The sequence below is a fragment of the Enterococcus sp. DIV2371 genome (assembly GCF_050498525.1).
GTDB lineage: Bacteria > Bacillota > Bacilli > Lactobacillales > Enterococcaceae > Enterococcus_B > Enterococcus_B mangumiae.
The window spans coordinates 484,688-507,369 of record NZ_JBIPAJ010000001.1 but is presented as its reverse complement, the minus strand read 5'-3'; the positions used below and the strand labels follow the sequence as shown (position 1 = coordinate 507,369).

The window sequence follows — 22,682 nt, the reverse complement described above, 5'->3', positions numbered from 1 at the left end:
TTGATGGCTGACTTTTGCTTTCTGGTTCTTTTTACGTAGCTTAGTTCAACGGAATAGATGCTGGAAAGGTTTATTATTGAGTTAGAAAAAATATTTGGCAATTTCCGATAATGTTTTTTTCGTTTGAGAATCGATTTGATCAACCACCTGAAGATTACTGCGTTGAGATAAATCGATGCTTCGGATATGTTGACATAATATCGTTCCTTTGATTGTATTCATCTCTGTATCAGAAATTGTTTGAAATGCCCCTGAACGTTGATATTTTTCCTGTAAATACTTTGTGGAGCTACTAATTGGCATGACTAAAACAGTATTGAAAATCTTATTGTAATAATCATTACTGATGATGACACACGGACGTGTTTTTGCTAGTTCATTCCCTTTTGTTGGATCCAAATCTATAAAAACAATATCCCCTTGTTTTACCATTGGATTTTCTCCTCGCCAACGTCCTCACCAAAATCGACAGTTTCTGTATCATAACTCCCATATTCTTCCATCACAACCAATTCATGCTTCCAAAATTCTTCAAAATCCAGATTAGCTTTTTCACTAGTCACTTTAATTTCACCCTCAGGCGTGAATTCAAAAATAACTCTCTGATTCTCTTTCAAGCCTAATTTTTGACGAACACTCTTAGGGACAGTAATCTGATTTTTGGATGTCATTTTAGCTGATACTTGCACTTTTTTATCCATAGTTATTCCTCCCGTTTCTTTTATTATACCAAAAAAGTAAGGAAAAGTAAGGAATTATCTAACTTTTAAATCAGCTCCTGAACGTAGCATTTTAAGCTGTCCAACTATTTCTCTGATACTTTCTGTAGCAACAATAAAAAATAAAAGCACCAACCGGTAGCATACTAAAAAAGAGAAGTGCTCGATTTAATGAGAACTGTTGAACCAGTACTCCGCCTAGTAATGGAGAAATAAATGAAGAAATCCCCATATAAATACTTATAGATAGGAGTTGCCCTGAGGAAAAAACATTTTTAGGTGTAATCTCACTGATGATCATTCGACTACCGATGGTAAAAGCTGGGACAGTAAAAAACTGCATGAAGCTAGCAACAAGTAATAGGAATGGTGTGCGTGAAATTGTATAAATCAAAAATTGCAGCACCAAAAAGAAACCAGAAATAAAAATCAATCGCTCATTTTTCCATTTTGTCACTGAACGATTCAATAGAAAATATGCTGGGATTTCACAGAAAGCTTGAATCGACCACTTTGATCCTACAAATGCATGTCCACTATCCATTAAGAGCAACTTATCGATCACAATCGTATTATTTGCGACGATGGTTAAATATAAAAGAAAAAATAGCAAGGTATAAAATAAGAACTCCTTATTTTTTATAAGCAGATACATATCCGAAAGGCTGAATTCTTTGATTTCTTGCTTTTTTTGTTTATTTTTCTCGCGCTGTGCTTCCGGTAAAGATTTAGCAAAACAAAAATAAATGACTAAGAAAAACAAAAAAGGAGCTACTAACCACTGATAGTCATTATTGAAAATAAATAGCGGAACACAGATACTCATCACACTCCACCCTAAAGAACCAATTGCTTTGATTGAAGCAATCTCATTTTTCACTGCTACTTGTGATAATACCCAATTATCTAGAACTACTGCACCTGTATTGGATAACCCACCAGCAATTGCCAATACGATAAAATGTATCAACCAAGTATCTTTTCCTAGCAAATAAAAACTGCTCGCAAAGCATACAAATAGTGTAGAAACGACCATGGCAATTTTTTTATCTGTTTGCTTCGATCTGAATAATACCCAATAAAGATTTGGAAAACAATCGTGGTTACACTGTAAGAAGCTAAAAACCAACCTCTCTGTACCGTGTCATATCCTTGTCCGGTCAAAAACGGAACGATCTGTGTCATCAAAAGAGCCATCAATGCATACTGGAAAAAATAGACTGCTTGAAATTTATTTTTTACTGCCATGTCGACTTTCAAAATAATCGGCTGAAGGATATCCTACAGCCGATTCCTTTCTTTCTTTTAGTGATACTTATTTCAGTTCTGGCCAATAAGGGGCATTGACTTCAATCATTTCATCAAGTATCTTCTTAGCTACTTTTGCACTAGGTACCGTTTTGTTCATAATGAAGGCTTGCCATAACTTTTGATATGATTTTTGTTCCCATGCATCAACTGCTAACTTTTCAGATGCAATTTGTTGTTCCATCAAACCTTTTTGGAAAGTAGGAATCGCACCAATTGACACTACTTCATAACCATCTTTCCCCACGATACAAGGCAATTCAACCATCGCATCATGATCAAAATTAGAAATCGCACCATTGTTTTCAACAATCAGGATCATGCGTTCTTTTGTATTAAATGTCAACGCACAAGCTAGATCTGTAATAAATGAGGCATGTTCATTGGAGGCAAAAGTTGTGTCTTTGGCCGTTTGATTATCGATGATTCTTTGACATTCTTCAAATACATATTTCTCACGTCCATCGATAATTTCATTTGCTCTTGTATACTGTTTATCGGCATGAGCAACTGTTTCATCAGCCATTAAATAATATTTCAAATACGTATTTGATAAAAAAGTCGGTTCAATCTCATGTAACTCTTTAGCTGCTAACATGGTTTCCAACCAACTCGTTTCTTTATGTTGGCCTTGTTGCGTTTGTTCCGTATACCCATATTTTTTTACATGCGCGCTTATTTTTGGCAATAAGTCGTTTCCCTTATGATCTTTGATACTCGTCCACCACCCAAAGTGATTCAAGCCAAAATAAGATGTTTCGAAGTCTTTACGATCCTGTAAGCCCATCACTCGAGCCATGATATCTTCTAAACAAACAGGCATATCACAAATATTGATGATTTTTGAATTGGGGCGAAACCTTCTTGTTGCTTCTGCGACAACTGCTGCTGGATTGGAATAATTCAATAACCAAGCATCTGGCGAATACTTTTCCATATAATCAACTAGTTCTAAGACTGGCCCGATCGAGCGTAATCCATAGGCAAGCCCCCCTGGACCGCATGTTTCTTGTCCTACAACATTATATTTAAATGGAATTTTTTCGTCTTGTTCCCTCATCGCATATTTTCCGACTCTTAGTTGCGCCATGACAATATCAACATCTGTGAAAGCCTCTTTGGGATCCGTTGAATAGCTAAATTCTATTTCTGGCGCTCGTTCAGCGAGAATGATTGCACAGGCTTTTGCGATGACTGCTTGCCTTTGTTCATCATTATCATAAAATTTTATTTTACTGACTGGAAATCGTTCTCGGTCTTCTATTAACATCATTACTAGTGATGGTGTATATGTGCTTCCTCCGCCGGCAATCAAGATTGAACTTTTTTTCTTACTCATGGTTCTCCTCCTCTTATTTTACAATCAAGTCTTCAAACGATTCTCTCACTCTTGGAACAGTTAACCCAACGATGATTTGGATAGCACCATTGCCTGGATTGACTAGTCCTGAGGCGCCAGCTTCCTGAAAATCAATAGAACTGGCTACTTTACTTGTATCTTTCACGGTAAGTCGTAACCGTGTTGCACAATTCGTCACATCAAGTACATTCTCTTTTCCACCCACTAACACTAAATAGGCTTGTGCTTGCCTTGCATGTTTAGGTAGGTTTTTATCTTGCTCATGTTGTTGTACATTCTTTTTGTTCTCATAATCCGCTTTTGAATAAAGCTGTATCTCTGATAGATCCTCTTCACGTCCAGGAGTTTTTAGATTGAATTTTTTGATCATGAACGTAAATACAACAAACCAAATCGCAGTAAATATAAGTCCGATCATAATTTGGGTGAGGTACGTGGAACCATGGAAATTCCATAAGGGTAGCCAGTTTAGCCCGAGCCAATTGATCAAGCCACCTCCAAAGTCTCCAACAACGCCAAATGCATAAGAAACTGTAGCAATCGATGCATCTAACAGTGCATGGACTCCCCATAAAGCAGGGGCAACAAATAAGAAAGTAAACTCGATGGGTTCGGTGATTCCGGTCAAAATCGCAGTTAATGCAGCTGGTGCGATCAATGCGATGACCTTTTTCTTTTTATCTGGATTAGCAGCTTGAATAATAGCTAAGCTCAATCCAGCTGTACCAAATACTTTTGACATACCTGATAAAGAAAAACCACCAAAAGGATAAAGTTCTTTAAGCGAAAGTGCACTTGTTTGGAATTCACCAATATTTGATGCCCAATAAGCGGCCATCCCACCTTCAACTACCGCACTATCATAAGCAAATGGTGCGTACACAAAATGATGTAAGCCTGTTGGGATAAGGATTTTCTGCAAAAATTGATAGATGAATACACCAAAATTTCCCGAATTCACAAAAAATCCTTGCATGCTTCTCATTCCTTCTTGAATGATTGGCCATACGACACACATCAAAAGTGCTAAAGGAATCATGACAAGAAAAGCAATCATCGTCACGAAAACAGAACCACTAAAAATCGTTAACATCTCTGGTAATTCTTTTTCATAAAAGCGATTATGCAAATAAACCACGATACCTGAAATCAACAATGCTCCGATCATACCAGTATCTAAAGTGATGATCCCTGCAATCGATGTTAACCCGGAACCAACCGTTGTTCCTTGAGATAGATCCACAGCGAAAGAATTTGGCCATAACGTTAAGATCGCATGAACGAAATAGTTAAAAGCAATATAGATCACTAATGCTTCCATTGTTGCTCGAGCCGCATATTTTTTAGCTAAACTGATCGGTAATCCGACAACAAATAAAAGCGGTAATTGAAAAAATGGGGTCCATCCACCGGCTGCTACAACATTCCAGAACTTATACCAGAGTGTGCCTGGTGCAGCAATATCTCCCATAATCGTTTGATTCGAAAGAAGCAAAGAAAAACCAATAACGATACCGAAAAAAGAGAATAGCATGACAGGTGCTAACATTGCTCCACCAAATCTTTGAATTTTTTTCATCATAGTCTTTTTTTCCTTTATATTTTTGGGTAAGCGCTTTACCTGTATCCAGTTTACTATTAAAACGGATTTATAAAATACTTTCAGATGATTTAAAAGTTTCTCACAACAAAAAGGTTTTTTTCACAAAAAATGTGAATCGTCACATCGTATCCTAGAGTATAAAACTAGACATATGATAACAGTTGATCAAAATAGATAAATCTTTCATTTAACCGAGAAACTATGCGTATCTTACTATTAAAGGAGCAATAATGAGGACATATCCAGTCGAAAACATCCCTCGAATAAACGTATAGGTGGTGAGAAAAGATAAAAAAATGTTGATACAAGAGAGTTGCAACAGTTAAATTTAAAATCTATAAATACCTATAAAATTTGCGGTTATATTGCCAGATATGGCGTATTGTAGTTTTGAGAGGAGAAAAAGGTCGATCGATTTAGTTGAATAATTCCTAATAAAGATGAAATAGACCGATCGACGAATTTCTTTCGTTGGAAATAAATTTTGGTATCAAAGCTTTAGCAGTTGTATCGAATGGCAGAATCAAAAAAATAGCAACTAAACAGACATAAAAATGTTGCGCATATTGATGTCTGTTACAAAGCAAAGTTCCTCAAAAATGAGAGATGAATAAGGAGTGGGAAAATGTTACAAGACCTTATTACGACGTTTCAATCAAAATTGACTGAAAACGATTTTCTTATCTGGTCCTATATCACAAATCACAAAAAGCATTCTTTAACGATGTCAATCAATGAATTAGCAAAAAAATGCAATGTTTCTCGAACAACGATTATGCGTTTTTGCCAAAAATTAGAATTTGATGGTTTCTCAGAATTTAAATATCACCTAAAAAACGAACTCACACAGGAGAATATGTGTCTATCTGAGCTGGAAGGAGAAATTCTTGAAAATCATATCCAAACAATTGAAAATCTCAAGAAAAAAGATTTTACGGATCTATGTAAAATGATGGCTAACGCTAAGCGGATCTTTATTTACGGATCTGGTGATATCCAAACTTTAGTCTCGAGTTATATGAAATTACTCTTCGTACATAATGGGTTGATCTTATACGATTTTGGTGCCGTTTCGATCAACAAACAGTTTTACCAAATCATTCAACCTGATGATTTAGTATTATTGCTCACACTGAATGGTGAATCTCCTGAAGTTGTTAAATTGGCTAAGCAATTAAAACAACGAGGGATTCAAACCATTGGTATTACAAAACTTAGAAATTCTGCTGTTTCAAAACTCTGTACCGAAACTATTTTCTTCTTGAACTCAGAACTACAAAATCCAGAAAATCCTATTGCACTTTTTGAATCCACTTCGACACTCTTCTTCGTTATTGAATATTTCTTATTGAAATATGATGCTTGGCAAAAACAAACAAATCAAAATCTCTAAAAAAACGCATCTCTTTTCACCAACTTTGCTTGGCTTTCAAAGAGATACGTTTTTGAATTTTTCACTCATGACTCTCTCACTGCCTTTTGATAGATCGAACCGTCCTTTTCTCGATCAAGATAATGATAATCAACGAGGTAGCGACGTAATATCGCATGATCAGGATAAATACTTTTTAGAATTGCGTTTACCTCACGCTCTAAGTAATCTTTATCAAATTCAAACTTTGAATAAAGATGATCAAAAATCAAACGTTTGTTTTTTTCTTTTCTGGGGATTTGTTGCAGTTGCCCGTCTTTAAAAAATCTAGCTAGTTCACTCATGATCAATAGCCTCCAATCAAATTCAATGTTCTTTCCACTATTTTATCATGTTTCCCTAAATTATTTCGAAGGGAGCAGAAAAAGCCGAGAAGGTGATTCTTCTACGAACCATCTTCTCGGTTTATCAATCTCTATTCCTAGTCTTTTTTGTTCAAAACGATTCCTGTGTACAACCAAGTGGTTACAGTATAGTAGATAAAGTAGAGAACAAAGAATATTGCAAATGGTATCCATAAGTTGTGATATGGATCATCCATCAAAACAGTAAACATTTGAAGTCCAAATAATACATGGATTGCTCCTAGAATTCCCGGTGCTAAGAAGAGAATACCGATTTCTCGACGAATCGATTGTTTTAACAATGCTTGACGAGCACCGATCTTACCGAGCATCTCATAACGAACGACATCGCTTTTACTACCTGAAAGAATCTTGAACATCAAGCAGCTTGCTAACATCGTCAAGAAGGCGATCCCTAAGAAGAATCCCATGAATTCAAACCCTGAGAACATGCCATTGATCATTTGATACGCATCATATTTTTGCGTAAAGCTAAACATTCCGTCTTTTAATGATTCATTATTTTTATTGTTTTCTGCTACGAGCGCGCCAATCGGTTCAATACTCTCATGGAAATCTTTTACTTGAATCAATTGCATGTTTGTTTGCGGAAGATTCAACTGAGCAAATTCTTCTGCTGGCAGCAATTTCACTTCTTTTTCCCGTTGTTCTGGTAGTTCATAATAGCGTAACTCATCCTGATAATTGACATTCGTCGCTAATTCTTCGGCTGTTACTTTTTTCGTTTTGATGTTTCTTTCTCCAGTATTTGGCGTTTGATTTTCCATGATCAAAAATGGATTTTGTTCAAACTCACTATAATTATAGTATACTGTTTTTTCATCTTCTTTTTGTTGATAGACTACATTGATCGTTGGTGAAAGTTTTTCTACCTTCGATTGATCGATCAACTCTGAGCGATTCAATACTAGGTCATAGTTTGATACCGCATTGGTCAACTTAGTGATCTCATTTTTAAAGCCTAGTCCAACCGTCAATGCCCCTAAGGCTAATGCGAATAACATTGCGACCATTGAAAGCATTTGCGTATATTCGCGGATACGGAAGCTTAACTGAGACAACGTAAAGTTATTCAATTTTTTCATTGAAAGATTTTCTGTTTTCTTCAGCAAGGTCAAGAAGAAAATAATGACCGAGTGGAAAATAAAGTACGTTCCTAAAACGATTGTAACTAACGCAACTGCAATGGCCATCAACTGATATTTGCCGATATTAGCCATCATATAATAACCGACACCGATAAAGATGATTCCTAACACTACTTCAAGGAAAAACAAGAATTTGTGTTGTTTCATTTGTGCCGGTGTTTGATCGGCACGGATCAACGTCAAAATTGGTTTTTTGACAATAGAAAACGCATTGACAAATGCCGCTAGTAAGAATAAAACAATGAAAAATAGTAAAGTGATCAATAATCCGTGCAAGTTGAAAGGTGTAAAATGGGTGATTTGGATATTCAACTGTGCAACTAATAGTCGATGGACGACACTTGTCAAGCCAATCCCTACAGCTGAACCAACTAATGTAGCAACGGTTCCAACAACCAAGGTCTCAGAAAAGATCATTTGTGCAATTTTTCGACCTTTTGCACCTAACATCATAAACATCGCATAATCTTTTTGACGCATCGTCATCAAAAAGGAGTTGGCATAAAGGATATAGACGAACGTGATGATTCCTAGTAATACTGAACCAAAACGGAAAATGATCACAGTCATCGCTATAGTCGAATTATTGTTCAAAAATTCTGTGTTACTTGCCATTGATTCAAACATATAAAAGATTGCTGAGGCCATAACCAAACCTGAGAATAAAACGATATAATCTCTCAAGCGGCTTTTAATTCCTGTAAGTGATAATTTCCAAAGCATGTTCAGTCCCCCTGTTCCAGATTACCTAAAATCGTTAATATTTGACGATAAAAGTCTGAACGGCTTTGCTCTCCGCGTTTTACTTCTTGGTGAATGACCCCATCTTTAATAAACAAGATTCGTTGACAATAACTCGCTGAAAAAGCGTCATGTGTCACTAACAGAATGGAAACTTTATCTTTTGTATTCAATTCTTCCATCGTGTCTAATAGGTCTTTCGCACTTTTTGAATCCAATGCACCAGTTGGTTCATCTCCTAATAGGATCGTTGGTTGTGTCACTAATGCCCGAGCTGCTGCTACCCGTTGTTTTTGTCCACCGGAGATTTTCGCTGGATAGCTGTCTAAGATATGAGTGATCGACAAACGTTCAGCAACTGTATGGACTTTTTTCTTGATATCTTTTGGTTTCACGCCTTGTAAAGAAAGCGGAACTGCAATATTTTCTTGTGCAGTCAAGTTTTCTAAAAGGTTGAAGTCTTGGAAAATAAAGCCGATTTCTTTTGCTCGAAAATCTGCTAATTGATTTCCTTTCAGCTTGGTTACATCTGCTTGATTGATATGGATCGTGCCATTTGTTGGTTTGTCCAGTGTAGATAAGATATTTAGTAATGTCGATTTACCTGACCCTGAAGCACCCATGATGCCAATAAACTCGCCTTTTTCTACACTGAAACTGATACCGTTCAATGCTTGTGTTTGCTTCTCATTGCTTTTTCCATAGACTTTCGTCACGTTATTGATTTCTACGATTTTATCCATTATCGACCGTCCCTTTACTTAATTTTTCTTTTGCTGCTGTTGGAATGTCTTTTGCTTGTACTTCCTCGTAAGAAGTAACCCCTTTGTTTTTATTCCAAGTGACTTTCAAAAACGCATCTTTCCTTAACGGTCGTTCTTGAAACCCATTGAAGTCCATTATTTTTTCGTTACCTTCTTCTGTATATCCCGGTAGCTCATAGCGGTAGCTGGTAATCTTTTGTCCATCGCTGGATTGATCCACCTGTTTTTCACCATCCGTGGTGATTTGAACGTAATAACTTTCTCCCCCCATGATCAAATGATCTGCTAGACGGTAGCCACCAAAGACGATGATGATAAACGTACCTAACCCAATCAATAATTTTTTCATTGTTACTCCTTCTTTCGTGTTTCTGATAAATTAAGTATAGTGAACTCCCAGTGAAATGTCCTTTCTTTCTGCTATCAAAAATCTTTCACTATTGTCATATGGTGAACGAAAAAAAGAATCTGGAAAGTGTCAGTCACTCCAGATTCTTTGTATTGAACGAAAACAACCGTTGTATCGGCAGATTTTCCGCGGACAAATAGTTTTTCTATTTTGGCTATTTTTCTTTATTGCTTCCAGTATTGATTACCGGCTGTGTTCCTTTATCGGTAATAATAGAGACAAGCAAATTATTGATCAATTGGACTTTTCGATCATCCGTAAAGGTGATATCCTGTCCTTCTTCAATTTGCTCTAGCGCCATTTGGGTCATTGACACTGCCCCTTCAACAATTGTTTGACGAGCAGATAAGATGGCTTTGGCTTGTTGCCGTTGCAGCATCGCACTAGCGATCTCTGTCGCATAGGCTAAGTGATTCAATCGCGTTTCCAAGACTTTAACGCCTGCCACGGATAAACGTTCCTGTAATTCCTGCGCCAACTCATCAGAAATCGCTGTAGTATTCCCACGTAACGTAAGATCATCCTCTTTGAAAGTATCATAAGGATATTGGCTGGCGATATGACGAAGCGCTGTTTCACTTTGAATCTCAACAAATTGATGATAATTTGCTACATCAAAAAGTGCTTTGGCTGAATCCACTACTTTGAAGACGACGACTGCTGAAATCTCGATTGGATTCCCATCTAAGTCATTGACCTTCAACAGCGAACTGTTGAAATTTCGAACTTTCAAAGATAAGCCGATTTTTCGAGCAAAAGGAATCGATAAGAAAAAGCCGCTCTCACGTATCGTTCCTATATATTTCCCAAAAAACAAAATGACTTTCGCCTGGTTGGGATTGACAATGGTGACGCCACTGATAAGGATAGCACCGATCAACCACAGCAATATACTAACAATTAAAACTGATGGAAGATAAACACTCATACTTGTGAAAAATAGCGCAACTGCTGCTAATACTCCTAGTACCAAAACACCGAAATACCCATTGACGTAAAAAGCTTTTTTCTCTTTCACTATGTACTCTCCTTGCTTATTTCGTTTTATTTTATTCGTTGATTATCTATGTTTTTTGCGAATCCTTGCCATAGCTCCTTCTAATTCTAATTCTTTGTCTTCCGTGATATACCAACCGTTTTCGTGTATACCACCTGATGCTTCTGGTAAATACTCCAGACGTGTACGTACCCATTGCTTTGTTTCAGTAAAATAATCTTCTACTAAGATTTCTAAATCCATTCCAGCGGATAACTCAAGATTTTCACGCACTGACTTGAAAACAAATCGTTCGCTTGCTTGATCGTATTTTAAAATCCCCGTATCGATGATCGGCAATGAATAATAATCTAATTCTTTTTTCACTTTCAATAGATGTTTGAACATTTCATTATATACTTGCTCCAATTGTCGACCTTCAGAATTGTTTGGATATTGGATCGTTACTCTTTCTTTGTCTATATCATAGTACTTGCCACTCAACTCTGTCAGAAAATCATGCAGTTTCCCTAATTCACTTTTTAATTCTTCTCGTTTGATGTCCTCTATTTTCATTCGTTATTCACCCTATTTTCCCCGTATATGTACGTTCTTTCCCTTTCTTTATTCTACTATATTATTGAATGATAGGCGATTATATTTCATGCAAAATAAATAAAAAAGAGTACAACGCCTTATTACATAAGGAATTGGACTCTTCTACAACCATTTATTCGTTATTTAGAAATAAACAGTCTTGACAGATCAACAATCAATCATACACTTCATAATCCTCATCATCCATCGGAAACTCTTCATCATCATTCATCAAATTCACTTGACTATTGTGACCAGTCACTTTGAGGTCTTTATTGCCTCGGTTGTAAGTCTTCGTTGATAATGGTTCATAATTTTTGGTAACGTAAGAATCACCATCTAGTGTCACAGACAAACCTTGATCTTCGTTGTCATAGAACTCAATACTACTATTTTGGAGGGTAACTTCACCTTTTATTGCTTCTTCATTATCATTAAAATAGATGCTGCCATCACTTACTTCCAGTTTCACTTGTTTCATGGACAGTTCAGTCAGATTGAGCGAACCCATTTGACTCTCTACAGTAAGAGCTTCCCCGGTTACTTCATTGATCGATGTCCAAGTGTGTGCTGTGTTCAAGTTGATTTTCTTACTACTGAATTCATCTAACCTTAATTCATTGTTTCTACCTTCAATCACTAATTCGTCTAAGGTTACACTTCTAGGTATCGTGATTTTCAAGATTGAGCGTGTATCTGTTATGCTGAGCATTGCTGTCGGTGTTTGTCCGTCAGCTGAGATCTCCAATGTACCATCTTCCACATTGATCTTGGGTTTTTGTGTTTTATCATGAGAAGTTTCGACACTAAAACTTACGCCTCGTTGGATCACGATATTTTGGTGATCTGCTCGGACAACGGCTTTGTCGATTTTATCGGACGAGAAATCTTTTGTTTCATGAGCCATTTCTATGATTCTTGGACCACCTTCCCAAGTCAGACTCGTTTGGGCGCCAGAAGCATAACTTAATCCTGCCATTAAGCCACCCACGACCATCAGCCCTAATCCTGCGCCTAAGATATACTTTAATTTCATTTTTTACACCCCACTATTCGTCGTATGGATCGCACGTTTCGTAATAAAACGACGCCCTACCCATTTGACAAAGTTCATCATCATTTGGAATAGCCATTTAGTACCTTTTAGCAGCAATGGAGAAAAGAATACTGCACTTCCAGTAGCAAGTAAGCCTAGACCGATAAAAAATAGTCCACTAGTCATCGACTGTTGCAAGACAGCAACACCTGAGATGATTGAGAATAGCCCCGCTCCTAGAATCGTGATACATACGACATAAATACCAATGATCACGCCGATCAAGCCAATCAGAATACCAAAAATCGCTAGAATAAAAGCTAATGCCAAAGGAACCAGTAATGGAGAGGCACATAAGCCGATAACGATCATCCAAATCAATCGGATTTTTCGTTTAGGACTTTGGCTGTATTCTGATTCATCGTCGTCTTGTTCCGAGTAATAATTGATTTTCACCTTCAAGGCAAATTGCTTTGGTGAGCCATATTCATCGATGACTTCTTCCACTGTTTTTCCAGAATCTAAAAAGTATTCTTCATAATATTGAATAATATCAAAGCGGTCATCTTCAGGGATTTCTTGAAGTTCATCCAACACATCATTTAAATATTCATTCATTCGTATTCTCCTCCAGTAATCGGTTTAAGGAATCTCTAAACACGATCCATTTATCAATGATTTCTTCTAAATGTTGACGCCCTTTCGGAGTTAAGCGGTAATATCGGCGATTTCTACCTTCGAATGGTTCGTCGTATGTTTCTAAGTATTCTTCTTTTTTTAATCTACGCAAAACGGGATACATCGTTGATTCACTCACAGATAAACTTTCTTGGACTATTTTCGTTAATGCGTAACCGTACATGTCTTCTCTGCTCAAAGCTGCTAAAACCGTACCATCGAGTAAAACTGTTGGAACTTGGATATGCATTACTTCACCTTCTTTATAGTTTGCAATATTTTATATTTACCAATATTATATCATGTATAGTATTGTTTGCAAGAAAAAATTATGAATAGTTCTCTTGATCACTGGATCATTCTTGAAAGTAAACTCGTATGTCCTAAAAATTGCATTTGCAAAAAAAGAACAAAGACCACAATGATTCTTGGTCTTTGTTCCTATTAGATGTGTGTTTTCAATCTCCTCTAACTTAAAGCAATGCGCACACGATAAAACTTAGCGTGATACCTAGAAAAACGGCAAGAGAGAGGTGGATCAATTCTTTTTTATTTCTACTCAACCACGTTTCATTCATCTTTTGTTCCACTCCATTCTAAAGTTATCGCTTGCTCATTCGGATAAACAGAAGTGACATGATTGTATTGCTGCGCATGTTTATTGGCAGCAGAAACAGCTGTCCCAGAAAATAGATGCCACTCACTATGATAGCCACATGTATGGCATTTCCAATAATAACCGATACCACGATCTGCTTGTTTTTCATCCTCTGTACTTGAATTTGCCACGGGAGTATCATGATCATCTGCAATGACTATGGGATTGGCTCCGCTTAGTCCAACACTTAACGTCAACAGTCCGAGCAATAAACCTACTTGTTTTTTCAATTCCTATCATTCCTCCAATAACGGTTATTAGAAAAATATACGAATGCTCACTTATGTACGATATGTCTTCGTACACTTTTCCGACTATATATTACTTGAAAAATACACCTTAGAGCGATTAAATCAGAAGTGGCGTTTTTTTCTTCGTTTGTGTTGGTTTATTGCCCCTATAGATCATTAGCTGTTCATTTCCCCCTCTCTTATTCCACCGGAGAAGTTGGTAGCATGTTTTCTTTCTCTAATTGAATGATGACGGTCGTGCCAACCTTCGGAATACTGTTGTAGCTGATTTTTCCATGATGCAATTCAATGATTTTTTTGACTAAAGATAGACCTAGCCCGTTCCCAGAAAATTGGCGACTGGATTCCCCTTGATAAAATTTCTCAAAAACTCTTGCCTGTGTTTCTTGATCCATCCCCACACCGGAATCGGTCACTTCAACGATCACTTGGGTTGCACTTTGTTTTAAGCGAATCGTGATTTTTCCTTGTGGTTGATTGTACTTGATGGCATTGTCCATGATATTCAACCATACTTGATATAAAAATTCTTCATTGCCCACATAGCTGACACTTTCCAGATCGATCTCTAGTTGAAGTTGTTCTTGCTCCCATTTGGGTTGTAAAAATACAATGACTTCACGGATCTGTTCATCTAAACGAAACGGTCGCTTGTCTAATTGGATTCGTTGATTTTCTAATTTATTCAGCTTCAAGGTGTTTTCTGTCAATTGTGAAAGTTGGGTGATGCTTTCAATGATCCGTTGCAAGAAAACCTGCTTCTCCTCTTCTGAAATATTCGGTGCTTGCAACAATTGGACATACCCTTGGATCGTAGCAAGGGGCGTCTTAAATTCATGGGAGACATTGGAAACAAAGTCATTTCGTAATGTTTCGATACTACTCAATTCCTGGACCATCACGTTGAAATCTTTGTATAACTGCTGCACTTCTTCCACTTTTTGTTGTTCGTCCATCCGAATCGAAAAATCGCCAGTTGCTACTTTACTCATATTCATTCGTAAGTCACTGATCGGCAGTAAGATCCGCCGACCGACAAAAATCGAGATCCCTGTGCCCACCATCATACTAAATCCTGCGAAAACGACTAAAGGAAACCACGTCGCTTGTTGCTCAGACGCAGGAACTGTTTTGTGTGACAACAAAAAGATAAATCCTAAGAAGCACAACAGAGTGACTAAAATGGAAACAAAAACAATACAAGCAAAATAGATCCATAATTGTGAAAATATTTTTTTGCGCATCAAATCACCGCCTTATAGCCTAAGCCACGAACGGTCACGATTTGAAAATCATCATTTTCAATAAAACGTGTACGTAATCGTTTGATATGCACATCGATCGTCCGCTCTTCCGTGTTTGTGTCCAAGCCCCAAATATCATCCATCAACTGTTGGCGGGTAAAGATTTTATTCGGGTAAGAAAGTAATTTGTACAATAATTGAAATTCTTTTTGTGGAAGCAAGATGGCTTGTTCCTGCTTGATCACTTCATAGGTTTCATGGTTCAAACTAGTTTGACCGATGTTCAACTGATGACTATGATTGATTTTCGCTCGTCGTAACAAGGCTTCCACACGCAACACCATTTCATTGACATCCACCGGTTTGGTCATATAATCATCCGTACCTAATTGAAAGCCTTTCTTTTTGTCTTCAAAATCTGCTTTTGCTGTGATGATCAAAACAGGTGTCTCTATTCGACTGTTTCGTAACGTTGCTAATAATTCATAGCCATCCATTGCAGGCATCATGATGTCGGTAATGATCATATCCACTTGTGTACTTTCTAATTGTTTCAATGCTTCTACGCCATTCGTGACCGCAAAGATCAGAAATCCTGCTCGTTCCAAAACGGATTGATAAAGCTGTTTCAACCGTTCATCATCTTCTACTAATAATATTCGATTCATTGTTTCTCCTCATTTGTTTATTTTGAAAAATTTCAGTTTTTTTTCTGATTGTTCATATTCAGTTAATATTCATTCATTATACTACGTTCATTGTTCTGTTATACTTTAAGTATAACCAATATTTCAAACGGAAAGAAGGGTGACAATGTTACAATTAAAAGAGATAAAGAAATATTATAAAGTTGGTGAAACAACAACAAAAGCATTAGATGGCGTATCCGTCGCTTTTAGAAAAAAAGAATTTGTAGCCATTTTAGGCCCAAGTGGTTCTGGTAAAACAACCATGCTGAACGTGATCGGCGGCTTGGATAATTACGATTCTGGCGATATGGTCATCAACGGAAAGTCCACAAAAGATTTTAAAGACAGCGATTGGGATGCTTACCGTAACAATTCCATCGGTTTTGTATTCCAAAGCTACAACTTGATCGGCCATCTAGGAATCATTGAAAATGTCGAGCTTGGGATGACGTTAAGTGGCGTTTCGAAAGATGAGAAACGTAAGAAAGCCGAGGAATCATTACGTCGCGTTGGCTTGACCGACCATATGCACAAAAAACCAAATCAATTATCTGGGGGACAAATGCAACGTGTCGCAATTGCACGTGCTTTAGCAAATGATCCGGATATTCTATTGTGTGATGAGCCAACCGGTGCGTTAGATACCGAAACCAGCGTACAAATCATGAAGTTAATCGAAGAATTATCGAATGAAAAACTAGTGATCATGGTGACCCATAACCCTGAATTGGCACATGAATATGCCGATCGGATCATTGAGTTCTCAGACGGACAAATCGTCTCTGACTCCAATCCGCATATCGAACGTCCGAAAGATGATCAATTCAATCTACGTCGGACAAAGATGAGCTTTTGGACCGCACTAAAATTATCTTTCAATAATATTCGCACGAAAAAAGGACGGACATTCTTGACTTCCTTTGCTTCAAGTATTGGGATTATCGGGATTGCGATTGTACTATCCTTATCTACAGGTTTCCAAAAACAAATCGATGAAACACAATCAGAAACGATGGCTCGTTTTCCAATCACGATTTCCAGAGTTACCACTAGCCCACCTTCTGGATCGGATGGTTTGAGCTCTAATACAGCCGATTATCCAGATACAAAAACTGTCACAGCCAAGGTCAGCGATGAAGATCGGGCGCAACATACAAACAATATCGACCAAGAATATGTTGATTATGTAACGAATATCGATCCTAACCTAAGTAATAACATTGGTTTTACCCGCACGACTGGCATCAACTTGTTAAGAGATATTGACGGTGAAGTACAACCTGTCAGCTTCTCTAATCAAAACCCTGATTCTGAATCATTGTCATTCTCAAGTGCGATGTCTTCAATGACTGGTGTAGGAGTTTCTAGTTTCCCAACGCAATTAGACGACCAAAAAGACAATTTCTTAGAGTCTAATTACTCACTGCTTTCTGGTAGCTACCCGACTTCTGCAAATGATGTCGTATTGATCGTAGACGGCAATAACAACACAAACATCAATGCGTTGAAAAATCTAGGATTTGACGTAAAAGACGGTGAAACACTTGATTTTGACAAAATCGTCGGCACAACGTTCAAATTAGTGAACAACGATACGTACTATACAAAATTACCGACAGGAAACTTTATTCCTAATACGGATTATCAAGCAATGTATGAAGATGCAACTAGAGAAGTTAAGATTTCTGGTATTTTACGGGTCAAATCTTCTTCTACGATGAATCTGTTATCTCCTGGTATTGCTTATAGCGATCAATTAACGACAGAAATCGTCAATGAAAATAAAGATTCTGAAATCGTTCAAGCACAAAAAGACAATGATATGAATGTGTTGACGACTGAAAAAGTAGATGAATCAGCGAAACAAACACTGATAAGTTATTTAGGTGGAGATAGCTTACCTTCAAGTATCATGATCTATCCAAATAATTTCGGCGATAAAGAAGAAATTCTAAACTATTTAAATGACTTCAATAAAGGAAAATCAGATGAAGATAAAATCATCTATTCCGATCTAGCTGGTACAATGACTGAATTGACTGGTGGATTGATGGATGCTATCACATATGTCTTGATTGCATTTGCAGGTATCTCACTTGTTACAAGTATGATCATGATCAGTATCATCACTTATACTTCTGTCATCGAACGGACAAAAGAGATCGGTGTCTTGAAAGCATTAGGTGCACGCAAGAAAGATATCACTCGCGTATTCGATGCTGAAACTTGTATTTTGGGGATTTCTTCTGGATTATTAGGTGTCCTGATCGCATGGTTAGCGACTTTCCCAATCAATAGCCTATTGTACAGCATGACTGATTTAGAAAATGTTGCTCAACTAAATCCTGTACACGCCTTGATTTTGATTGTTGTATCAACGATCTTAACGATGTTAGGCGGGCACATCCCAGCTCGTATGGCAGCGAAGAAAGATGCAGCGATTGCTTTAAGAGCAGAATAGTAAAATATAATAGAAAAAAACACAGTTGGTTTTGATATTACTTGTCAAAACCAACTGTGTTTTTGCTTTATTCGTTTGTTCGTACTATGTAGCTTGCGGTTTCTAAAAATGGCCTATATCTACTTATCAAATGAAATAAGTTGATTCTTCCTAAAATAAATTGATTCTCAACCACCTGATCTCTAAATAGGGAAAGAAAAATTTTTAAGAAATCTTTGTGCTATATCGAAAAAAGCTTCTTCCTCTAATGTATCAATGTATTTAACATTTCTTTTAGCTTTTTCGGTATAGTCAAGAGAGAATACTTGAAGCGTATTTACTTTGCTTCTCTTCACTTCATCTAGCTTGAACTTATCGCTTTGAATAGGCACAAGAAATGGTCTATTTTTATCACTTGTAGTAATTGGGCATACTATAATTAAATTAGTTGCTAAATTGTACGCATCCTTACTCATAATTAAAGCCGGTTGTCTCTTCTTAACTTCATAACCTTTTGACGGTTCAAAGTCAAGAAGAACGATATCTCGTTGGCGTGGCTTATAGCTCATCTAGTTCGCCTCCATGTGGCGTGTAATCAACCCCTAATTCTGGGAAATAAAATTCGCCTTCTTTAGCGGATTCAAAAAAATCTTCAACTTTTGGAATTAAAGCAACCGTGCCATTTTCTTTTTTTATAATATGAAATTCTTCACCTTCTTTTATTCCTAACTTTGCAGGAAGCGTAATCACAAGGGAATTCCCTTGTTTTCTTGTTTTTGTTGAAATCATCATTCATTCCTCCTTTTTAAAAAGTATACCATGTAATTACAAGGTGAAACAGCGTAAGTACCTATTTTATATAAATTAATAAAATATCCCTTTATCTAGTCATTCTTACCATTTTCATTTCCTACTGCCTCACCCAGATTCTGAAGATCTACATGAGTCCTTTCTTCATTGTAGTTTGCAAACAATTGCTCGATTGTCCATTCATTTTCTGGAGTAGCCGCTTCAATAATCAAACGTTTTTTTCCATTTTTCTCTTCTTGTATGATTTTCACCTTATCTTCTGTATTGATTTCAAGGTATTCCATGATGTATTTTGGTAACCTAAGTCCATTACTGTTTCCCCATTTTTTTATTGGTAACATCTCCATTATAAACGACCTCCGTTATGTATATATATAATTATCCTTTATAGAGAATTTCTTATTCGTATTTCGACGACTCCTTTCTTTTAGGAACTTTTTGTCCTCTACTCTAAATACGTCAAAATGCTATTTTATTCCATTCCTACTTCCATAAAAAAATAGTGGATAAAGTATGTTGCCGAATACTTCATCCACTATTCTTGTCATTTTTTAAACGATTTACTTCTTTACTTCTTCAACTAATTTTGCCAATGCTTGTTTTTGATAGGTTGTCGCTAAGTCTTTTGATACTTGTTGTTGTTCTTCTTGAGTCATCGCTGGGTTTTGGGCGATAGCTTGCATCAAGCCTTCTTTGACAAAATTTTGGGCATCGGCTTCCATCGTGCTTTTTTGTTCTTCGACACGTTTTGCCAATTCAGAAGCTTGATCGGTACTTAATTCGATCCATTCAGCCGGAATTTTGAACGTATTGACACGACGCTCAAATTCATGGTTATTATCCGCTAAGTTGAACCAGAATTTGTATTGGTCATTTTTATAGACCCAGTAAGTTGTTTCACTGACTTTTTCGGCTGTACCTTCTGTTTGTTCGACTTTATTTGTTTCATTTTTCGTTCCAGTTGCCTTTGGTTCTTTTTGCTTGTCATCTGTTCGGTACAAGTAGACTTTTTCTGTTCCATCTCCAAGTGACTTGTAGAGCAACATATTGACCTCTGATTGGTCTGCACTTGAAACGATCGGTGTCGTTTTAGTTTCTGTGACTTCTTTCATACCAAAATGGTTGGTGATATTTCCTACGATTAGTCCTAATGAGAGAACGAAAAGTAAACCAAAGACGAATGAAAGAAGTGTCTGCCACATTTTTTTGGCAAAAACATTCGTCAAAGCAAAGGCAATGACACTGGCAATCAATACGAAAATAATCATGCGTTATCTCCCACTTCCATCACTACTGGTTCTTTTCTTTTTAAGAAGAAAGCAATCGCAAAACCGATCAATCCGAAAATGATCGCTACGAAGAACGCAGCATGGTATCCGGATAAAGTCGCATTTATCGCTTGATCTTTGTAGGCTAAAGGCGTACTTTTCAACACAGCATCAGTTGGTAGATTGTCTTTCGTGACGTTCGTCAACACACTGATCAAAATTGCGGTTCCGATCGAACTTGCGATTTGACGGAATGTATTGTTGACTGCTGTACCATGACTGATCAGATTGTTAGGTAAAGCATTCATCCCTGAGGTTGTCACTGGCATCATGACCATCGAAATCCCAAACATACGAATTGCGTAAAGAATTACGATATATAAAACTGGTGTAGTTTCAGTCAAAAATGCAAAAGGTGCGGTTGCTGCTGTCAAGATGAACATCCCAACGATCGCAAGACGTTTTGCTCCGTGTTTATCAAAAATTGCACCAGTGATCGGCATCATCGCCCCCATGATCAATGCTCCTGGCAGTAGCATCAAACCAGAATGGAATGCAGACTCTCCACGAATGTTTTGAATATATAATGGAACGACCATTTCAGCTCCGACCATCGCCATATTCGTTACCCCAGCTAGGATTGCTGCAATCGTAAAGGTTGGTGATTTGAAGACACGTAACTCTAAGAATGGATGTTCTAAATGTAGTTGACGCCAAGCAAATGCGGCGATGAAAATCACGCCAACGACCAAGAAGCCAATCACTTTCGCGCTTCCCCAACCGGCATCCCCAACACTTGAGAAACCATAAAGCAAGCTACCAAATCCAATCGTTGAAAGAATCGCAGAGAAAATATCGATACTTGGATTTGACAAAGGAATCACACTTCGCATCAAAAAGAATGCTAACACTAACACAAGAACGACGATTGGAATGACCATTCCAAACAAATCACGCCAATGATAATTGTCAATGATATAGCCAGAGAGTGTTGGTCCTAATGCTGGTGCTAAACCAATCACGATCCCAGACATCCCCATAGCAGAACCTCGTTTTTCTGGTGGGAAGATCGATAACATGATATTTTGCAATAATGGCATAGATACCCCAACACCACAAGCTTGGATCAAGCGTCCAATAAGTAGTGTACTAAAGTTAGGAGCAGTAAAACAGGTGATCGTTCCAATCAAAAAAATCGTCATCGCAGACAGATATAATTTTCTAGAACTAAATTTATTGATCAACCAAGCAGTGATCGGAATCATGATCCCATTCACTAATAAAAAGCCTGTAGTCAACCATTGCACATCAGAAGCTGAAATATCAAAAGCTTTCATCAATGCTGGAAAAGCAGTTGTTAATAAGGTTTGATTCAAGACGGTACAAAAAGTCCCAATCAATAAAACAACAACTAGTAGTGTACGATTGTATGGTTTTCCGTAAATATCTACGGGTTGATTCTTACTCATGTTTCTCCTTCTTTCTGAATGTTTTCTGAAATCACTAAGATACTTTATTCCTATTTTTGACTTTTGTCAACCTACTTGACACGATAGTCAACAAAAGTATAATTAAGGGAACAACCAACAAAGGAGTGTGATGAATGGTGGGGGCTTCACTAAAACAGTTATTAGAGAATGATCATTTATTAGTAGGAATCAGTGAGCTAAGTGAAATTGTCGGAGTTTCGCCACGACAATTGAGGTATTGGGAGCAAAAAGGCTTTATCCGATCCGTCACTGCTGACGCGAATTGTTCGAGAAAATATCGCTTGCCGACAGTGGTCAAAGTTGAGATCATCAAGAAATTTTTAGATGAAGGTTATACATTGTCCAAAGCTGCTGAAAAAGCGCAAGAACGATTAAATAAAATGCACCATGTCCGAAAAGTCTTCTCAAAATCCATCAAAGACATCGAATTGATCGATGAACGTTACACACTCCTTTTGATCGGCGACTTCAACGATGCGGAACAGTTATGTATTATTCATGATGAAGAAACAGACGAATTGTCTTATAAAATCATCCCAGCAGATGAAACCATCGATGCCAAAAAAATACTGGAAAAATAAAAAAGCGCACGTGTTACTTTTTTAAATCCACTAGCACATACCTTCAAGAGATTACGATCAGATACTAAAAAAGTCGTCAAAGTCGAAATAGTCAACTATTTCCGGCTTTGACGGC

The 22,682-nt window shown here is 37.2% G+C and carries 26 protein-coding genes; 3 read left to right on the top strand and 23 right to left on the bottom strand.

Annotation, left to right across the window (positions count from 1 at the left end; genetic code table 11):
* Positions 1 to 81 precede the first annotated feature (81 nt).
* The 6 genes from IGL24_RS02385 to IGL24_RS02360 all read right to left on the bottom strand — a co-directional run bounded on the left by IGL24_RS02385 (position 82) and on the right by IGL24_RS02360 (position 4,969).
* Positions 82 to 432 (bottom strand): type II toxin-antitoxin system PemK/MazF family toxin, encoded by a 351-nt coding sequence (locus IGL24_RS02385; protein WP_206857730.1) that lies wholly within the window; start codon positions 430 to 432, stop codon positions 82 to 84.
* A complete protein-coding gene (locus IGL24_RS02380) occupies positions 426 to 701 on the bottom strand; it encodes an AbrB/MazE/SpoVT family DNA-binding domain-containing protein (RefSeq protein WP_206857732.1) in 276 nt (91 codons plus the stop codon). Before IGL24_RS02380 ends, IGL24_RS02385 begins: the two co-directional genes overlap by 7 nt.
* 91 nt (positions 702 to 792) lie before the next feature.
* Positions 793 to 1,755, bottom strand: coding sequence for an MFS transporter (locus IGL24_RS02375; RefSeq protein ID WP_347564923.1), 963 nt, complete (start codon positions 1,753 to 1,755; stop codon positions 793 to 795).
* On the bottom strand, positions 1,704 to 1,979 hold the full coding sequence (locus IGL24_RS02370) for a hypothetical protein (protein WP_429968381.1): 276 nt from the start codon (positions 1,977 to 1,979) through the stop codon (positions 1,704 to 1,706). Before IGL24_RS02370 ends, IGL24_RS02375 begins: the two co-directional genes overlap by 52 nt.
* A 55-nt stretch (positions 1,980 to 2,034) precedes the next feature.
* Positions 2,035 to 3,366 (bottom strand): 6-phospho-alpha-glucosidase, encoded by a 1,332-nt coding sequence (locus tag IGL24_RS02365; RefSeq protein ID WP_207115875.1) that lies wholly within the window; start codon positions 3,364 to 3,366, stop codon positions 2,035 to 2,037.
* Between the two features lie 13 nt (positions 3,367 to 3,379).
* Positions 3,380 to 4,969 (bottom strand): alpha-glucoside-specific PTS transporter subunit IIBC, encoded by a 1,590-nt coding sequence (locus IGL24_RS02360; RefSeq protein WP_206857735.1) that lies wholly within the window; start codon positions 4,967 to 4,969, stop codon positions 3,380 to 3,382.
* Positions 4,970 to 5,615: 646 nt separating this feature from the next.
* Here IGL24_RS02360 and IGL24_RS02355 point away from each other — a divergent pair.
* Complete coding sequence (locus tag IGL24_RS02355; RefSeq protein ID WP_206857737.1) at positions 5,616 to 6,383, top strand: MurR/RpiR family transcriptional regulator; 768 nt, start codon at positions 5,616 to 5,618, stop codon at positions 6,381 to 6,383.
* A 65-nt stretch (positions 6,384 to 6,448) separates the two neighbouring features.
* Here the strand turns inward: IGL24_RS02355 and IGL24_RS02350 are convergent, their stop codons facing one another.
* The 12 genes from IGL24_RS02350 to IGL24_RS02295 form a co-directional block, all read right to left on the bottom strand.
* Entirely contained in the window at positions 6,449 to 6,706 is a 258-nt protein-coding gene (locus IGL24_RS02350; protein WP_207699606.1) for a DUF2087 domain-containing protein, read from the bottom strand.
* Between the two features lie 137 nt (positions 6,707 to 6,843).
* A complete protein-coding gene (locus tag IGL24_RS02345) occupies positions 6,844 to 8,658 on the bottom strand; it encodes an FtsX-like permease family protein (protein ID WP_207699607.1) in 1,815 nt (604 codons plus the stop codon).
* Positions 8,659 to 8,660: 2 nt separating this feature from the next.
* A complete protein-coding gene (locus IGL24_RS02340; RefSeq protein WP_207699608.1) occupies positions 8,661 to 9,419 on the bottom strand; it encodes an ABC transporter ATP-binding protein in 759 nt (252 codons plus the stop codon).
* Positions 9,412 to 9,789 carry a YxeA family protein gene (locus IGL24_RS02335; RefSeq protein ID WP_207699609.1) on the bottom strand — a complete coding sequence of 126 codons (378 nt, stop codon included), beginning with the start codon at positions 9,787 to 9,789 and terminating at the stop codon, positions 9,412 to 9,414. Before IGL24_RS02335 ends, IGL24_RS02340 begins: the two co-directional genes overlap by 8 nt.
* Before the next feature lie 214 nt (positions 9,790 to 10,003).
* Positions 10,004 to 10,867, bottom strand: coding sequence for an SPFH domain-containing protein (locus IGL24_RS02330; RefSeq protein ID WP_207699610.1), 864 nt, complete (start codon positions 10,865 to 10,867; stop codon positions 10,004 to 10,006).
* Positions 10,868 to 10,909: 42 nt separating this feature from the next.
* Positions 10,910 to 11,401: a DUF5348 domain-containing protein gene (locus IGL24_RS02325; RefSeq protein WP_207699611.1), complete on the bottom strand. Its 492-nt coding sequence runs from the start codon at positions 11,399 to 11,401 to the stop codon at positions 10,910 to 10,912.
* Positions 11,402 to 11,597: 196 nt separating this feature from the next.
* Entirely contained in the window at positions 11,598 to 12,458 is an 861-nt protein-coding gene (locus IGL24_RS02320; RefSeq protein ID WP_207699612.1) for a DUF4097 family beta strand repeat-containing protein, read from the bottom strand.
* Positions 12,459 to 12,461: 3 nt separating this feature from the next.
* Entirely contained in the window at positions 12,462 to 13,076 is a 615-nt protein-coding gene (locus IGL24_RS02315) for a DUF1700 domain-containing protein (protein ID WP_207699613.1), read from the bottom strand.
* Positions 13,069 to 13,386, bottom strand: coding sequence for a PadR family transcriptional regulator (locus IGL24_RS02310; RefSeq protein ID WP_010736371.1), 318 nt, complete (start codon positions 13,384 to 13,386; stop codon positions 13,069 to 13,071). Before IGL24_RS02310 ends, IGL24_RS02315 begins: the two co-directional genes overlap by 8 nt.
* Before the next feature lie 320 nt (positions 13,387 to 13,706).
* Entirely contained in the window at positions 13,707 to 14,024 is a 318-nt protein-coding gene (locus tag IGL24_RS02305; protein ID WP_207699614.1) for a hypothetical protein, read from the bottom strand.
* A 200-nt stretch (positions 14,025 to 14,224) separates the two neighbouring features.
* Complete coding sequence (locus IGL24_RS02300) at positions 14,225 to 15,289, bottom strand: HAMP domain-containing sensor histidine kinase (RefSeq protein WP_207699615.1); 1,065 nt, start codon at positions 15,287 to 15,289, stop codon at positions 14,225 to 14,227.
* Positions 15,289 to 15,957 carry a response regulator transcription factor gene (locus IGL24_RS02295; RefSeq protein WP_207699616.1) on the bottom strand — a complete coding sequence of 223 codons (669 nt, stop codon included), beginning with the start codon at positions 15,955 to 15,957 and terminating at the stop codon, positions 15,289 to 15,291. Before IGL24_RS02295 ends, IGL24_RS02300 begins: the two co-directional genes overlap by 1 nt.
* Positions 15,958 to 16,102: 145 nt before the next feature.
* Here IGL24_RS02295 and IGL24_RS02290 point away from each other — a divergent pair, with 145 nt between their 5' ends.
* Positions 16,103 to 18,439, top strand: a complete 2,337-nt coding sequence (locus IGL24_RS02290) for an ABC transporter ATP-binding protein/permease (RefSeq protein ID WP_207699617.1) — start codon at positions 16,103 to 16,105, stop codon at positions 18,437 to 18,439.
* A 182-nt stretch (positions 18,440 to 18,621) separates the two neighbouring features.
* On the opposite strand, the gene IGL24_RS02285 is transcribed toward IGL24_RS02290, so the two are convergent.
* The 5 genes from IGL24_RS02285 to IGL24_RS02265 all read right to left on the bottom strand — a co-directional run bounded on the left by IGL24_RS02285 (position 18,622) and on the right by IGL24_RS02265 (position 21,965).
* Positions 18,622 to 18,987 (bottom strand): type II toxin-antitoxin system PemK/MazF family toxin, encoded by a 366-nt coding sequence (locus tag IGL24_RS02285; RefSeq protein WP_207699618.1) that lies wholly within the window; start codon positions 18,985 to 18,987, stop codon positions 18,622 to 18,624.
* Positions 18,977 to 19,207, bottom strand: coding sequence for a type II toxin-antitoxin system PemI/MazE family antitoxin (gene mazE, locus IGL24_RS02280; protein ID WP_206855804.1), 231 nt, complete (start codon positions 19,205 to 19,207; stop codon positions 18,977 to 18,979). The genes IGL24_RS02285 and mazE overlap by 11 nt, the downstream gene beginning before the upstream one ends.
* A gap of 95 nt (positions 19,208 to 19,302) precedes the next feature.
* Positions 19,303 to 19,575 carry an AbrB/MazE/SpoVT family DNA-binding domain-containing protein gene (locus IGL24_RS02275; RefSeq protein WP_207699619.1) on the bottom strand — a complete coding sequence of 91 codons (273 nt, stop codon included), beginning with the start codon at positions 19,573 to 19,575 and terminating at the stop codon, positions 19,303 to 19,305.
* A 213-nt stretch (positions 19,576 to 19,788) separates the two neighbouring features.
* Positions 19,789 to 20,496 carry a DUF4811 domain-containing protein gene (locus IGL24_RS02270; protein ID WP_207699620.1) on the bottom strand — a complete coding sequence of 236 codons (708 nt, stop codon included), beginning with the start codon at positions 20,494 to 20,496 and terminating at the stop codon, positions 19,789 to 19,791.
* Positions 20,493 to 21,965, bottom strand: a complete 1,473-nt coding sequence (locus tag IGL24_RS02265; protein WP_429968380.1) for an MDR family MFS transporter — start codon at positions 21,963 to 21,965, stop codon at positions 20,493 to 20,495. The genes IGL24_RS02270 and IGL24_RS02265 overlap by 4 nt, the downstream gene beginning before the upstream one ends.
* A gap of 134 nt (positions 21,966 to 22,099) precedes the next feature.
* Here IGL24_RS02265 and IGL24_RS02260 point away from each other — a divergent pair, with 134 nt between their 5' ends.
* Positions 22,100 to 22,567, top strand: coding sequence for a MerR family transcriptional regulator (locus IGL24_RS02260; RefSeq protein ID WP_207699622.1), 468 nt, complete (start codon positions 22,100 to 22,102; stop codon positions 22,565 to 22,567).
* Positions 22,568 to 22,682: the final 115 nt, after the last annotated feature.

Excerpts from the sequence above, each read along its gene's own strand:
- IGL24_RS02345 (WP_207699607.1), bottom strand. The coding sequence starts at position 8,658 with ATGCTTTGGAAATTATCACTTACAGGAATTAAAAGCCGCTTGAGAGAT.
- IGL24_RS02380 (WP_206857732.1), bottom strand. The coding sequence starts at position 701 with ATGGATAAAAAAGTGCAAGTATCAGCTAAAATGACATCCAAAAATCAG.
- IGL24_RS02365 (WP_207115875.1), bottom strand. The coding sequence starts at position 3,366 with ATGAGTAAGAAAAAAAGTTCAATCTTGATTGCCGGCGGAGGAAGCACA.
- IGL24_RS02290 (WP_207699617.1), top strand. The coding sequence starts at position 16,103 with ATGTTACAATTAAAAGAGATAAAGAAATATTATAAAGTTGGTGAAACA.
- IGL24_RS02355 (WP_206857737.1), top strand. The coding sequence starts at position 5,616 with ATGTTACAAGACCTTATTACGACGTTTCAATCAAAATTGACTGAAAAC.
- IGL24_RS02285 (WP_207699618.1), bottom strand. The coding sequence starts at position 18,987 with ATGAGCTATAAGCCACGCCAACGAGATATCGTTCTTCTTGACTTTGAA.
- IGL24_RS02350 (WP_207699606.1), bottom strand. The coding sequence starts at position 6,706 with ATGAGTGAACTAGCTAGATTTTTTAAAGACGGGCAACTGCAACAAATC.
- IGL24_RS02265 (WP_429968380.1), bottom strand. The coding sequence starts at position 21,965 with ATGAGTAAGAATCAACCCGTAGATATTTACGGAAAACCATACAATCGT.
- IGL24_RS02385 (WP_206857730.1), bottom strand. The coding sequence starts at position 432 with ATGGTAAAACAAGGGGATATTGTTTTTATAGATTTGGATCCAACAAAA.
- IGL24_RS02310 (WP_010736371.1), bottom strand. The coding sequence starts at position 13,386 with ATGCATATCCAAGTTCCAACAGTTTTACTCGATGGTACGGTTTTAGCA.
- IGL24_RS02335 (WP_207699609.1), bottom strand. The coding sequence starts at position 9,789 with ATGAAAAAATTATTGATTGGGTTAGGTACGTTTATCATCATCGTCTTT.
- IGL24_RS02260 (WP_207699622.1), top strand. The coding sequence starts at position 22,100 with ATGGTGGGGGCTTCACTAAAACAGTTATTAGAGAATGATCATTTATTA.
- IGL24_RS02315 (WP_207699613.1), bottom strand. The coding sequence starts at position 13,076 with ATGAATGAATATTTAAATGATGTGTTGGATGAACTTCAAGAAATCCCT.
- IGL24_RS02270 (WP_207699620.1), bottom strand. The coding sequence starts at position 20,496 with ATGATTATTTTCGTATTGATTGCCAGTGTCATTGCCTTTGCTTTGACG.
- IGL24_RS02325 (WP_207699611.1), bottom strand. The coding sequence starts at position 11,401 with ATGAAAATAGAGGACATCAAACGAGAAGAATTAAAAAGTGAATTAGGG.
- IGL24_RS02375 (WP_347564923.1), bottom strand. The coding sequence starts at position 1,755 with ATGGTCGTTTCTACACTATTTGTATGCTTTGCGAGCAGTTTTTATTTG.
- IGL24_RS02275 (WP_207699619.1), bottom strand. The coding sequence starts at position 19,575 with ATGGAGATGTTACCAATAAAAAAATGGGGAAACAGTAATGGACTTAGG.
- IGL24_RS02340 (WP_207699608.1), bottom strand. The coding sequence starts at position 9,419 with ATGGATAAAATCGTAGAAATCAATAACGTGACGAAAGTCTATGGAAAA.
- mazE (WP_206855804.1), bottom strand. The coding sequence starts at position 19,207 with ATGATTTCAACAAAAACAAGAAAACAAGGGAATTCCCTTGTGATTACG.
- IGL24_RS02295 (WP_207699616.1), bottom strand. The coding sequence starts at position 15,957 with ATGAATCGAATATTATTAGTAGAAGATGATGAACGGTTGAAACAGCTT.
- IGL24_RS02360 (WP_206857735.1), bottom strand. The coding sequence starts at position 4,969 with ATGATGAAAAAAATTCAAAGATTTGGTGGAGCAATGTTAGCACCTGTC.
- IGL24_RS02300 (WP_207699615.1), bottom strand. The coding sequence starts at position 15,289 with ATGCGCAAAAAAATATTTTCACAATTATGGATCTATTTTGCTTGTATT.
- IGL24_RS02320 (WP_207699612.1), bottom strand. The coding sequence starts at position 12,458 with ATGAAATTAAAGTATATCTTAGGCGCAGGATTAGGGCTGATGGTCGTG.